Annotated in this window: 9 protein-coding genes; 7 read left to right on the top strand and 2 right to left on the bottom strand. The window is 62.7% G+C overall.

Annotation, left to right across the window (positions count from 1 at the left end):
• Positions 1 to 16: 16 nt before the first annotated feature.
• The gene (locus tag LXM55_RS06955; protein WP_233319717.1) at positions 17 to 1,819 is read right to left on the bottom strand and encodes a cation:proton antiporter; all 1,803 of its coding nucleotides are present in this window, start codon (positions 1,817 to 1,819) and stop codon (positions 17 to 19) included.
• Positions 1,820 to 1,927: 108 nt separating this feature from the next.
• Between LXM55_RS06955 and xerD the strand changes: the two genes are divergently transcribed.
• The 6 genes from xerD to LXM55_RS06925 all read left to right on the top strand — a co-directional run bounded on the left by xerD (position 1,928) and on the right by LXM55_RS06925 (position 11,737).
• On the top strand, positions 1,928 to 2,824 hold the full coding sequence (gene xerD, locus LXM55_RS06950; protein WP_233319716.1) for a site-specific tyrosine recombinase XerD: 897 nt from the start codon (positions 1,928 to 1,930) through the stop codon (positions 2,822 to 2,824).
• Positions 2,825 to 2,973: 149 nt separating this feature from the next.
• Positions 2,974 to 3,705 carry a thioredoxin fold domain-containing protein gene (locus tag LXM55_RS06945; RefSeq protein ID WP_233319715.1) on the top strand — a complete coding sequence of 244 codons (732 nt, stop codon included), beginning with the start codon at positions 2,974 to 2,976 and terminating at the stop codon, positions 3,703 to 3,705.
• Positions 3,706 to 3,840: 135 nt separating this feature from the next.
• On the top strand, positions 3,841 to 5,145 hold the full coding sequence (locus LXM55_RS06940; RefSeq protein ID WP_233319714.1) for a homoserine dehydrogenase: 1,305 nt from the start codon (positions 3,841 to 3,843) through the stop codon (positions 5,143 to 5,145).
• Positions 5,146 to 5,249: 104 nt separating this feature from the next.
• A complete protein-coding gene (gene thrC / locus LXM55_RS06935; protein ID WP_233319713.1) occupies positions 5,250 to 6,674 on the top strand; it encodes a threonine synthase in 1,425 nt (474 codons plus the stop codon).
• Positions 6,675 to 6,774: 100 nt separating this feature from the next.
• Complete coding sequence (locus LXM55_RS06930; protein WP_233319712.1) at positions 6,775 to 10,380, top strand: ATP-binding protein; 3,606 nt, start codon at positions 6,775 to 6,777, stop codon at positions 10,378 to 10,380.
• A 91-nt stretch (positions 10,381 to 10,471) separates the two neighbouring features.
• The gene (locus tag LXM55_RS06925; protein WP_233319711.1) at positions 10,472 to 11,737 is read left to right on the top strand and encodes an EAL domain-containing response regulator; all 1,266 of its coding nucleotides are present in this window, start codon (positions 10,472 to 10,474) and stop codon (positions 11,735 to 11,737) included.
• Here the strand turns inward: LXM55_RS06925 and LXM55_RS06920 are convergent.
• Positions 11,734 to 12,387, bottom strand: a complete 654-nt coding sequence (locus LXM55_RS06920) for a response regulator transcription factor (RefSeq protein ID WP_233319710.1) — start codon at positions 12,385 to 12,387, stop codon at positions 11,734 to 11,736. The genes LXM55_RS06925 and LXM55_RS06920 overlap by 4 nt on opposite strands.
• Positions 12,388 to 12,605: 218 nt before the next feature.
• Between LXM55_RS06920 and LXM55_RS06915 the strand changes: the two genes are divergently transcribed.
• Positions 12,606 to 12,893 carry a DUF3509 domain-containing protein gene (locus LXM55_RS06915; RefSeq protein ID WP_233319709.1) on the top strand — a complete coding sequence of 96 codons (288 nt, stop codon included), beginning with the start codon at positions 12,606 to 12,608 and terminating at the stop codon, positions 12,891 to 12,893.
• Positions 12,894 to 13,058: the final 165 nt, after the last annotated feature.

Raw genomic sequence — 13,058 nt, 5'->3', positions numbered from 1 at the left:
CTCTTGCAAGGGGGCGTTACAGGGACTCGGGCTGGATCAGGGCCAGCAGCGTCCAGCCTGCCGCCGGCTTGAGGCTGCTTTCTGGGGTGACGACATGCACCCAGCCGTTGCTGTCGCGGGCGAACAGCAGGGTTGCGCGTTCGCCATGCAGGGCCTGGTAATCGTCCCAGCCGAAAGCCTCGGTCAGGTGTGTGCTGTACAGCTCTGCGCCCTGGCCCAGCAGGCTGGCCAGCTTGGTGTAGGTCAGGGCTTCACTGCCCAGCAACTGGCCGCGGTGTTCGTGGCTGGCCCGGTGCTTGTCGGTGCGTCGGCTTTCCTGGCTGTTGGCCAGTGCGAACAGGCGCTGATGGCCGAAGTCGTGTCGAAAGCGCATGGCCGCCAGGGTGTTGAGCTCGCCTGAAGGTGAGAGCGCCAGCAGATGCCCCAACCCCACCAGGTCCAGGTGCGCGTCGGCGTGCTGCGAGGCCGGGTTGCCAAAATAGGTCGGTAGGCCCTCCATGCGCGCTGCGCGGATGTTCTCCCAGCTGGAGTCGGTCAGCAGCACGCGGCTGCCCAGTAGTTGCAAGGCCTTGCCAAGGGTGCGCGCCGGGCCGTTGGCGCCGACGATCAGAAAACCGCTGGGGGCCGGCTCTGCGACTTTCAGCAAGCGTGCCAGGGGGCGTGCCGTGGCGCTTTGTAAAACCACGGTGCCGATGATCACGGCAAAGGTCAGCGGCACCAGCAGCAACGCCCCCTCATGACCGGCTTCATCCAGGCGGATGGCGAAGATCGCCGACACTGCCGCCGCCACAATCCCCCGTGGGGCAATCCACGCCAGCAACGCGCGTTCACGCCAGTTGAGGTTCGACCCGGCGGTGGACAGCAGCACATTCAGCGGCCGGGCGATGAACTGGATCACCAGCAGCAGGATCAGCACCAGCGGGCCCAGGGCGATCAGTGCCTTGAGGTCCAGGCGCGCCGCCAGCAGGATGAACAGCCCGGAAATCAGCAGCACGCTGAGGTTTTCCTTGAAGTGCAGGATGTGCCGCACGTCCACGCCTTTCATGTTGGCCATCCACATGCCCATCAGGGTCACCGCCAGCAGGCCGGATTCGTGCATCACCTGGTTGGAGGCAATGAAGATCCCCAGCACCGCGGCCAGGGTCGCCAGGTTGTGCAGGTATTCCGGCAACCACTGGCGACGCATGATGCTGCCCAATACCCAGCCGCCGGCGATGCCGAACAGGCTGCCGCAGAGAATCACTCCAGCGAAGGTCAGCAGGCTATGGCTCAGGCCTTCGCCGGAGGCGCTGGCGATGATGAAGCTGTAGACCACCACCGCCAGCAAGGCGCCGATCGGGTCGATGACGATGCCTTCCCAGCGCAGGATGTTGGCGATCGAAGCCTTGGGGCGCACCACCCGCAGCATGGGCACGATCACCGTCGGCCCGGTGACCAGGGTCAGGGTGCCGAACAGCAGGGCCAGCATCCAGTCGAAGCCCAGCAGCCAGTGGGTGGCCAGGGTGATCACCGCCCAGGTGGAGAGGGCACCGAGGGTCACCAGGCGATGGACCACGCTGCCGATCTCGCGCCACTCGGAAAGATGCAGGGTCAGGCTGCCTTCGAACAGGATCAGCGCCACCGCCAGCGACACCAGGGGCATCAGCAGCGGGCCGAACATCTCCTGCGGGTCGAGCCAGCCGAGCACGGGCCCGGCCAGAATGCCGCTGAGCAACAGGAATAGAATGGCCGGCAGTTTCAGTCTCCAGGCCAGCCACTGGCAGCCTAGCGCCGCCACGCCGATGCCACCGAAGGCCAGCAGAATCTGTTGTTCGCTCATCAATGCACCCTGTTCCTTGAAATGGCTGGCTATGAAAGACTAGCGACCCTCTGCGTCGTTCACTATTTTTTTACCCCGTGCCCCCTGGGCTGCGCCTTTCGAGTCTTTATGCCTGCCATCGACCATCCACTGATCGACCGTTTCCTCGACGCCCTGTGGCTGGAAAAAGGCCTGTCCGACAACACGCGCGACGCTTATCGCAGTGACCTGGCGTTGTTCAACGGCTGGTTGCAGGAGCAGGGGCTGGAATTGCCGCGAGCCGGGCGCGAGTTGATCCTCGATCACTTGGCCTGGCGCGTGGAGCAAGCCTACAAGCCCCGTTCGACGGCGCGCTTCCTCTCGGGAGTGCGTGGTTTCTATCGCTACCTGCTGCGGGAAAAACTGATCGAGGTCGACCCCACCTTGCGCATCGACATGCCGCAACTGGGGCGTCCGCTGCCCAAGTCGCTGTCGGAAGCCGACGTCGAGGCACTGCTGGCGGCGCCGGATTTGAGCGAGGCCATTGGCCAGCGTGACCGCGCCATGCTCGAAGTGCTGTATGCCTGCGGCTTGCGGGTCACCGAGCTGATCAGCCTGACCCTGGAACAGGTCAATCTGCGCCAGGGTGTGTTGCGGGTCATGGGCAAGGGCAGCAAGGAGCGCCTGGTGCCCATGGGCGAAGAGGCGATTGTCTGGGTCGAGCGCTACATGCGCGATGCGCGGGCCGAGTTGCTGGGCGGGCGGCCCAGCGATGTGCTGTTTCCCAGCCAGCGCGGCGAGCAGATGACCCGGCAAACCTTCTGGCACCGGATCAAGCACCAGGCCAAGGTGGCCGGGATCGGCAAGGCGCTGTCGCCCCACACCCTGCGCCATGCCTTTGCCACCCACTTGCTCAATCACGGTGCTGACCTGCGGGTGGTGCAGATGCTGCTGGGCCACAGTGACCTGTCCACCACCCAGATCTACACCCATGTGGCCCGTGCCCGCTTGCAGGATCTGCACGCCAAGCACCATCCGCGGGGTTGATTTGCCTTCCGGGCCGCGCTTTGCGTCGCCCGTAGTCGGTGCCGGCAAACAGATGTGATAGGCTTTGCCGGTTTGCAAAACGGCTGTTTGCCAGCGGTTGCCATGGCGATCGTTGCGAATTGCCCATTTGCCCGCCTTCAGGAGTTCCCATGCGTTTGACCCAGATTTTTGCCGCCGCCTCCCTGGCGTTGCTCAGCACTTTCGCCATGGCCGATGACAGTGCCGAAAAAGCCATCCGCAAGAGCCTCGAGACCCTGCAGCTCGAAACGCCGGTGGAAAGCATTACCGCCAGCCCCATGAGCGGCCTGTACGAAGTCAAGCTCAAGGGCAGCCGCGTGTTGTACGCCAGCGCCGACGGCCAGTTCGTGGTCCAGGGCTACCTGTTCCAGCTTAAGGACGGCAAGCCGGTCAACCTGACGGAAAAAACCGAGCGCCTGGGCATTTCCAAGTTGATCAACGGCATTCCGGTCGCGGAAACTGTGGTCTATCCAGCCATTGGCGAGACCAAGACCCACATCACCGTGTTCACCGACACCACTTGCCCTTACTGCCACAAGCTGCACGCCGAAGTGCCCGAGCTGAACAAGCTGGGCGTTGAAGTGCGCTACGTGGCGTTCCCGCGCCAGGGCCTGGGTTCGCCGGGTGACGAACAGCTGCAGGCGGTCTGGTGCTCGGCGGACAAGAAAGCCGCGATGGACAAGATGGTCGATGGCAAGGAAATCAAGGCCGCCAAGTGCGCCAACCCGGTTTCCAAGCAATTCGCCCTGGGCCAGTCGATTGGTGTCAACGGCACCCCGGCGATCGTCCTTGCTGATGGCCAGGTCATTCCGGGCTACCAGCCGGCACCGCAGATCGCCAAACTGGCGCTGGGTGCGAAATAATCCTGCATCGTCACGCTAGCCTTTGACGATCATGGTCCGCCGGTGCAAGCCAGCGGGCCATTAATAGAGAGCCGCGCAGTTTGCGGCTGTATTCCACGGCCGGCCTAGAGTCGGCCGTTTTATGGGGAGTTCAGAGTGAATCCGGTCAAAGTAGGCATCTGTGGGCTGGGTACTGTCGGTGGCGGTACCCTAAACGTACTTCAGCGCAACGCCGAGGAGATTGCCCGCCGTGCCGGGCGTGGAATCGAAGTAGCGCAAATTGCTACCCGTACGCCAAAGCCGCAGTTCCAAACGACCGGTATTGCGATTACCAACGATGTATTCGCCGTGGCCACCAACCCCGAGATCGATATCGTCATCGAGCTGGTGGGCGGCTACACCGTGGCCCGCGAGCTGGTGCTCAAGGCCATCGAGAACGGCAAGCACGTGGTCACCGCGAACAAGGCGCTGATTGCCGTGCACGGTAACGAAATCTTCGCCAAGGCCCAGGAGAAGGGCGTGATCGTGGCCTTCGAAGCCGCCGTGGCCGGTGGCATCCCGGTGATCAAGGCGATCCGCGAAGGGCTGTCGGCCAACCGCATCAACTGGCTGGCGGGGATCATCAACGGCACCGGTAACTTCATCCTCTCGGAAATGCGCGAGAAGGGCCGCACCTTTGAAGACGTGCTGGCCGAGGCCCAGGCCCTGGGTTACGCCGAAGCCGACCCGACCTTCGACGTCGAAGGCATCGACGCCGCGCACAAACTGACCATCCTGGCTTCCATCGCCTTTGGTATCCCGCTGCAGTTCGACAAGGCCTACACCGAAGGCATCACCCAGCTGACCACCGCCGACGTGAACTACGCCGAGGCCCTGGGCTACCGCATCAAGCACCTGGGCGTGGCGCGCCGCACCGAGGCCGGCATCGAGCTGCGGGTGCACCCGACCCTGATCCCGGCCGATCGCCTGATCGCCAACGTCAACGGCGTGATGAACGCGGTCATGGTCAATGGCGACGCTGCCGGTTCGACCCTGTTCTACGGTGCCGGCGCCGGCATGGAGCCGACGGCTTCCTCGGTCGTGGCCGACCTGGTGGACGTGGTTCGCGCCATGACCAGCGACCCGGAAAACCGCGTACCGCACCTGGCCTTCCAGCCCGACTCGCTGTCGGACCACCCGATCCTGCCGATCGAGTCCTGCGAGAGCGCCTACTACCTGCGCATCCAGGCCAAGGATCACCCGGGCGTACTGGCCCAGGTGGCGAGCATTCTTTCCGAGCGCGGCATCAACATCGAATCGATCATGCAGAAGGAAGTGGAAGAGCAGGACGGCCTGGTGCCGATGATCCTGCTGACCCACCGCGTTCTGGAGCAGTACATCAACGATGCGATTACTGCGCTGGAGGCCCTGCAGGGCGTCGTCGGCCCAGTGGTCCGTATCCGCGTCGAACATCTCAATTGAAGCAGCGGCAAGCTTCAAGTTCCAAGCGGCAAGCCAGAAGCGCAACTGCTCTGACTTGTCGCTTGTAGCTTGCAACTTGCAGCTCAAACCGAAGGTTTGTCCCTATGCGCTATATCAGTACTCGTGGCCAGGCACCGGCCCTGAATTTCGAAGATGTGCTGCTGGCCGGTCTGGCCAGCGACGGCGGTCTCTACGTGCCAGAGAACCTGCCGCGTTTCACCCAGGAAGAAATCGCTTCCTGGGCCGGCCTGCCGTATCACGAGCTGGCGTTCCGGGTCATGCGCCCGTTCGTCACCGGCAGCATTCCGGACGCCGATTTCAAGAAAATCCTTGAAGAAACCTATGCGTCGTCAGAGCAGGGCGCCTTCTCCCACAACGCCATTGCGCCGCTGCGTCAGCTCAACGGCAACGAGTGGGTGCTGGAGCTGTTCCACGGCCCGACCCTGGCGTTCAAGGACTTCGCCCTGCAACTGCTGGGTCGCCTGCTGGACTACGTGCTGGAAAAACGCGGCGAGCGCGTGGTGATCATTGGCGCCACCTCCGGTGACACCGGTTCGGCGGCCATCGAAGGCTGCAAGCGTTGCGACAACGTCGACATCTTCATCCTGCATCCGCACAACCGCGTATCGGAAGTGCAGCGCCGGCAGATGACCACCATCCTCGGCGAGAACATCCACAACATCGCCATCGAAGGCAACTTCGACGACTGCCAGGAAATGGTCAAGGCCAGCTTCGCCGACCAGGGCTTCCTCAAGGGCACGCGCTTGGTGGCGGTGAACTCGATCAACTGGGCGCGGATCATGGCCCAGATCGTCTACTACTTCCACGCGGCCCTGCAGTTGGGCGGCCCGGCGCGCTCCATCGCGTTCTCGGTGCCGACCGGCAACTTCGGCGACATCTTCGCCGGCTACCTGGCGCGCAACATGGGCCTGCCGATCAGCCAGCTGATCGTCGCCACCAACCGCAACGACATCCTGCACCGCTTCATGAGCGGCAATCAGTACGTCAAGGAAACCCTGCACGCGACTCTGTCGCCGTCCATGGACATCATGGTGTCGTCGAACTTCGAACGCCTGCTGTTCGACCTGCACGGTCGCAACGGCGCCGCCTTGGCTGGCCTGATGGACAGCTTCAAGCAAGGCGGCGGTTTCAGTGTCGAGCAGGATCGCTGGACCGAAGCGCGCAAGCTGTTCGATTCCCTGGCGGTGAACGACGAGCAGACCTGCGAAACCATCGCCGAAGTCTTCGCCCAGACCGGCGAAGTGCTGGACCCGCACACCGCGATCGGCGTCAAGGCCGCCCGTGAATGCCGTCGCAGCCTTGACACGCCGATGGTGATCCTGGGTACCGCGCACCCGGTCAAGTTCCCGGATGCCGTGGAGAAGGCCGGTGTCGGCAAGGCCCTGGAGCTGCCGGCGCACCTGTCCGACCTGTTCCAGCGTGAAGAACGCTGCACGGTCCTGGCCAACGACCTGAAAGCGGTGCAGGCTTTCGTCAGCCAGCACGGCAATCGTGGCAAGCCGCTCTGATCCGATGGTCTTGTCGTCCACGAAGCCCGTCTCCTGACGGGCTTTGTTTTTTCTTGCAGCTGTTACATGAGCTTGGCCCGGTTGGGGCAGGGAGGCACGGATGAGCAACCGCCAAACCTATTGCATGTCACTTGCCTCATGGCGGCTTGTCGGGGGCCTGCTGGCCTGCCTGTTCTGTGGCGCGTTGCTGGCGGCTGCGACGAAGAATCTACCCTTCAAGCTGGTGCCGGCGTTCGTCGAACTGGAGCCCCTGACCCTGGCGCCTGCTGAGCGCCAGTGGCTGGCGGCGCATAAAACGCTGAGGGTCGGCATCGCCATCGATGACTACCAGCCCATTGATATCACCCGGGACCGCAATCGCTATCAAGGAATCAGCGCCGACTACCTGGCGCTGGTGGGCGAGCGGTTGGGTGTCACGATGGAGGTCCTGGGGTTTTCCGAGCGAGAGCAGGCGATTGAAGCGCTGCGCAACGGCAGTATCGATGTTCTGACCAGTGCCAATGGCTATGAGCGCGGTGTTTCGGGGCTGCGCTTCACCAGCGACTACATGCCTGACAGGGCGGTAGTGGTGGTGCGTCGTGACGGGGCGAGTTCCAGCGATGATCTGGCCGGCAAGAAACTGGTGCTGCTGGATGGCTATGCCAACGCCGAGCAGGTTCATGCGGCGTATCCGAACAGTCAGATCATGCTCTCGCCGAACCTCTACAGCGGCTTGGAGGCATTGAATCAGGGCGATGCCGACGCCTTCATCGGCAATGAGATCATCGTCCGCGCCTACAAGGCCCTGCGCCCTTATCTGGCGGTGCGGATCCAGGATGAAAGTCGCCTGCCGCCGACGGGCTTCGCCTTTGCCACGCGGGATGACAACGTGCTGCTGGCGGGCCTGTTGGAGCAGGCGCTGCAGAGCATCGACGAGTCCCTGCAGCGGGAAATACAGGCCCGTTGGACCACCGGGCTGGGGGCGAATATCTCGGGTGAGCGCATCGAGCTCAGCGCCGAGGAGCAGGCCTGGATTCTCCAGCACCCGCATGTGATGGTCGCGTCCCAGCAGTATCCGCCTCATGTGTTCAAGGACAAGGAAGGGCGCTGGGCTGGCCTGAACATCGATTTGCTCAACCGTATCTCGCGCATGACTGGTCTGCATTTTGTGCACAAGGAGAGCCTTTCCACGGCGCAGACCCTGGAGCTGCTGGAAAGCGGGCAGGCGCAGATGAACTCGACCCTCACGGCCAGTGAAGACCGGCGACTGTTCCTGAACTTTTCCCATGCCTTTGGTGGGGCCGCCTGGGTTTTTGTCGTGCGCCCCGAGGATCGGCGCCTGAGCAGCCTGGAACAGCTGGCTGGCGAGGTACTGGCGCTGCCGGCCCGGCACACCCTTGAGAGCTACATTCGCCGTAACTACCCCGACATCCGCTTGCGCAGCGTCGCCAGCTATGAAGAGGCGCGGGCTCTGGTGAGTAGTGGCGAGGCCCGGGCAACCATTCAGAATGAGGTCCAGGTGCAGGCGCTGGGGCCGGCCGATGAGGGGTTGCGGGTTGGGCGCAGTGTCGAAGGCACCTGGTCGGCTGACGAGTTTTCCGTGCGCAAGGATCAGCCCGAACTGCTGAGCATCCTGAACAAGTCGCTGGAGGCGCTGCCGGTGGCGGAGCTCAGTGCCATTCGCCTCAAGTGGCTGGGAGCCACGCCGGTGCCGATGCCGGCCTGGCAGCGTGTGCCGACCTGGGTTTACTGGGCCATTGCCACGGCGCTGCTGTTCGGGCTGGCTTCCCTGGCCTGGAGCAGTCGGCTCAAGCGCCAGATTCAGCAGCGCCTGCAGGCCGAGCAGCGGCTCAATGATCAGTTGGTGTTCATGCGTGCTCTGCTCGATGGCATTCCCAATCCGATCTTTGTCCGTGATCTGGAAGGGCGCCTGATCACCTGCAACAAGAGTTACGAGCAGCAATTGGGGACGAGCCTGGAGCTGATTCGCGGGCGACAACTGACCGAGTTGGACCTGTTGCCACCGGCTACCGCTCGCCAGTTGCATGGCGAGATCATGCAGTTGCTGGCCAGCGAGGCGTCGGTGTTCGCCGATCGGCAGGTGGAAACGCGCAATGGTTCGATTCATGCCTATCAATGGACAGTGCCCTTCTATAGCGCCGATGGGCTCCTGCAAGGTTTGCTGGGCGGCTGGATCGATATTACCGAGCGCAAGCGTCTGGAGAATCAGCTGGTGGAGGCGCGTCAGGCGGCCGATCAGGCCAATGCCGCGAAAAGCGCATTTCTGTCCACCATGAGTCATGAGATCCGCACGCCCATGACGGCCATCGTCGGCTTGCTTGAGCTGGAAAAGGAGCAGGCCAGGGTCCGGGGCGCGCCGTTCTCCGAGGCCTTGCGGGTGGCCTATCGGTCCGCCCAGGAGTTGATCAGCCTGATGGGGGACAGCCTTGATTTGGCCAAGATCGAAGCGGGCCACATGCAGTTGGTGCCACAGGTCACCGCCCTCAAGCCGTTTTTCGAGAGTGTTCGGCAGCTGTTCGAGGTGACGGCACGTAATCAGGGTGTGCATTTACAGTTGCTGTTCAACGCAGAGGCCCAGGGCCGTTATTTCTTCGACCCGCTGCGCTTGCGCCAGGTCCTGCACAACCTGTTGAGCAACGCCCTGAAGTTCACCGCTGAAGGTGAAGTGCGGGTGACGGTCGAGCGTCAGCCCGACGAGTCTGGTATCGAGTGCTTGCGCATCAGTGTTGCGGACACCGGCCCGGGTATCAGTGCCGAGCAGCAAGCGAACATTTTCACGCCTTTTGTTCAGGCCGATGCCATGACCTCCTCGACGTATGGCGGTACCGGGCTGGGCCTGAGCATCTGTCGGCAACTGATCGAGTTGATGGGCGGGCGCATTCACCTGTCGAGCGAACCGGGTGCTGGAACCGTGGTCACCCTCGAACTGTATCTGGAACGGGTCAGCGACGATCTTGAACCTCAAGCGTCACCGTCTGCCGAACGCCCGCCGAGCCGCAGCATCGAGGTGCTGGTGGTGGACGACTTGAGCGCCAATCGTATGGTCCTGAGCCAGCAGTTGATGTTCCTCGGGCACCGGGTCGTGGCCTGTGACAATGCTCAGGAGGCGCTGCAGCAGTGGCGCTCCGGGCCCTTTGATGTGCTGATGACCGATTGCAACATGCCGCAGATGAGCGGCTATGCACTGACCGAGGCCATTCGCCGGATCGAGGCGCAAGAGGGGCGTCGGCCCTGCCCGGTGATCGGCTGTACCGCCAATGCCTTCGAAGACGAGCGAGAACGCTGCGAGCGTGCCGGCATGGATCAGCTGCTGGTCAAGCCGGTGACCCTGGATCAACTGGCGCAGTCCCTCGCGCGTTTTCTGCCGGCACCGTCATTCAATATCCAGACCTTGCGTGGGATGACTCAGGCCGATGAGCCGGTGCTGCAGCGCATGTTGCAGGAGTTGTTGCGTAATCTTGACGAGGAACAGCAGGCGCTGGAGACGGCCCTGGCGGCGCAGGATTGGTGGGGCCTGGGCGGCACCTTGCACCGGCTCAAGGGGGTGTGTTGCCTGATTGACGCCTTGCCCCTGGCCAAGGCCTGTATCGCCTTGGAAGGGGTGGTCAAGGGCCGACAGGCAGAGGCGCTTGCCAGCCAATGGCCGGCGTTGCGGGACGTTATGGGGATGTTGCGTAGCGACATTCAGGCGGCTCTGGACGAATAAGACTTGTCCTATGTGTGGCTGGGATATGTCTGATTACCGTGTCGGCTCGTAGTGGACTGTTTCACTTGCGCCGTCTCGGAGGTTGCCCCCCATGCATACGCTTAACGTGCTGATTCTCGAAGATAACTCGTTCCAGTTGATGGCCTTGCACCAGATGCTCAACGCCAATGGCGTTTTCAACGTGCTGGCTGCCGAGAACGTGGCATCCGCGCGGCGTTCGCTGGACAGCAAGGGGCCGGTGGATATCGCCATCTGCGATCTGTACCTGGAGCAGGCCGACGGCCTGGAGCTGATCCGTGATCTGGCCCGGCAGCAACAGGCCAAGGCCCTGATCATTCTCAGCGACGCAGAGCCGGATGTGCTCGAGGGCGCGTCCGGCATGGCCCGTGAGTTGGGGCTGAAAGTGCTCGCATGCCTGCCCAAACCGGCTTCAGCCGCGGTGATTGGCGACTTGCTCTGTGCCTATCAGCTGCACGCCAGGGCCGATGGCCTCGAGCTGAATCAGACGCTGCTCCGGGACTTGCTGGGCCTTGAGCCCTTTGTTCGCGAGGCTGTGACCACGGACGAGGGGCTGGCGGCGGTGCTGGGCTGTGGTGTGGCGCACTTTCAGCCGGTCATCCACCAGCAGGGCGGGCTGCAGGGGGTCGAGGCGCTGGCCCGCTGGCAGCATCCCGAGCGGGGCTTGCTGATGCCTGGCGAGTTTCTTCCCTTGATCGAATACGCCGGCCTGCAAGAACTCTTCACCTGGCACATGCTGGAGCAGGCACTTGAGTTGGTGGCGGGAGTGAAGCTGGTACTGGGCTACTGGTTGCCGATTGCCGTGAACATTCCCACCGGCATCCTTGAGCGGCCACTGTTCCCTCGTCAGTTGGAAGCCTTGCTGAGGCGCTTCGAAGTCCCGGCGCGGATGTTGACCCTGGAGCTGGTCGACACCACCCAATTGCAAACCGATACCGCCCATGTCGAGGCGCTGTTGCGCCTGCGGATGCTCGGCTGCAAGTTGTCCATAGGCGATTTCGGTACCGGCGGTACCAGTCTGCAGCGCCTGCTGGAGCTGCCTTTCACCGAGCTGAAGATCCCTCCGGTGTTTGTTGCAGGCATGGCGGCCGATGAACGCAAGCGGGCACTGGTGGGCGGCGCGACGAGCATGGCTCGGCGCATGTCCCTGGCGGTGGTGGTGACGGGTATCGAGAGTGAAGCCGACTGTTCGGCGGCCAGGGCGTTGGGGGCGGTTCATCTGCAGGGTTGTTTTATCGCGCCTCCGATGAGCGCCGCCCAGGTGCGCCAATGGCTGGCTGAGACGCCAGGGGCCGGATGCAATGGGCCTGGCGAGCAGGTGGCCGGTTTGTGTGCCTAGGACAGCCCATGTTCCTGAACGTAGATGTATAGCGCCGCTTCGCTGGAAAGACCCAGTTTGCGCATGGCGCTGACTTTCTGGGCGCTGACGGTCTGTTTGCTGCGGTTGAGCCGGGTGGCAATTTCCCCCACGGCATGGCCGGCGGCCAGCAGGCGGATCACTTCCAGCTCCCGAGGGGACAACTGGTCCTTGGACACCAGCCGATCCGGGCCCACTTCGCCGGCAAGGCTCAGGGCCCGCTTGATGGCCTGGGCGACATAGCGTTTGTGCTGTCGCGCTCGGGCGATGGCGGACGGCAACTCATCGGCCAGGCTGGCCTTGCTCAGCAAGCCCATCACGCCGAGGTCGAGGATTGAGCGGAACAGTCCGGCGTGGTTGAGCATGGTCACTACCACGATGGGGAGATCGGGATGCTGTCGGCGCAGTTGTTCGATCAGGCGCAGGCCGTCGTTCTGTTGCTCCTCGGGCATCATGAAATCCGTCACCAGCACATCGCATTCCGTGTCCTGCAGCAATTGGACGAGGGCGGAGGGGGATCGGGCTTCACCGACGATCATCAAACTGTCGTTTTGCTCCAGCACGGCACGCAGGCCGATCAGGAAGATCGGGTGGTCGTCGGCAAGGATGATGCGCAATCTGTGGTTCGACATTGCTTTCAAAGCTTGGGCTCCAATGCAACGGCGGCGTGGGTTGCGCCTGGTTGGCCGTTTTATATCTGTCATGTTACCCGTGCATGCTCGATTGACTCAGGTCGGCAGCAGTAGGCGTGGCGAACTTTCTTCTCTGAGCGATGGTCACTTGAATGTCAGAAAGCTACCGGCATTTTTGTTTTCGAACCTCTAATTCGAGCTATTGAGTGGTGATCTAGATGGAAAGTATCAGTCTTTTATTGAGTGAGTCGTTGAGTCCCTACCAGGTCACGCTGATGTCCTGTGGCACCCACGGTGAATGCCTGGTGACGCTGAAGAATACCGCTGGCGCCGTCGTGCTGGAGCGTGAGGTCAATCAGGCCCAGCTGGCCGACAAGCGCTTGCTCACGGATGTGGTCGACGGCCTGCATCGTGACCTGCTGATCGCCGAAGGCCGGCTCGAGCCCTGCGTGATTGCCGCCTGGCGCCATGCTGCCGAAGGCAAGGCCTTGGTTCAGCGCAATTGATCTGACATTTTTACGGAACCTTCCACCAACCGCATCAGTCAGACTCAGTATCAGCGGGATCAGGCATTGTGCTCCGGTGCTTGTAGCCGGCTGGTACGGGTCTGCAAAGACCACGTTTAACCCCGAGTCGTCTCCCCACTTCTCGGGGTTTCTTTTTGCCCGGGA

The organism is Pseudomonas sp. Au-Pse12 (genome assembly GCF_021341665.1).
In the GTDB taxonomy this organism is placed as follows: Bacteria; Pseudomonadota; Gammaproteobacteria; order Pseudomonadales; family Pseudomonadaceae; genus Aquipseudomonas.
Note: the sequence above shows the minus strand (reverse complement) of the source record. Positions and strands in the feature narration are given on the sequence as shown.

Excerpts from the sequence above, each read along its gene's own strand:
- LXM55_RS06955 (WP_233319717.1), bottom strand. The coding sequence starts at position 1,819 with ATGAGCGAACAACAGATTCTGCTGGCCTTCGGTGGCATCGGCGTGGCG.
- xerD (WP_233319716.1), top strand. The coding sequence starts at position 1,928 with ATGCCTGCCATCGACCATCCACTGATCGACCGTTTCCTCGACGCCCTG.
- LXM55_RS06945 (WP_233319715.1), top strand. The coding sequence starts at position 2,974 with ATGCGTTTGACCCAGATTTTTGCCGCCGCCTCCCTGGCGTTGCTCAGC.
- thrC (WP_233319713.1), top strand. The coding sequence starts at position 5,250 with ATGCGCTATATCAGTACTCGTGGCCAGGCACCGGCCCTGAATTTCGAA.
- LXM55_RS06930 (WP_233319712.1), top strand. The coding sequence starts at position 6,775 with ATGAGCAACCGCCAAACCTATTGCATGTCACTTGCCTCATGGCGGCTT.
- LXM55_RS06925 (WP_233319711.1), top strand. The coding sequence starts at position 10,472 with ATGCATACGCTTAACGTGCTGATTCTCGAAGATAACTCGTTCCAGTTG.
- LXM55_RS06920 (WP_233319710.1), bottom strand. The coding sequence starts at position 12,387 with ATGTCGAACCACAGATTGCGCATCATCCTTGCCGACGACCACCCGATC.
- LXM55_RS06915 (WP_233319709.1), top strand. The coding sequence starts at position 12,606 with ATGGAAAGTATCAGTCTTTTATTGAGTGAGTCGTTGAGTCCCTACCAG.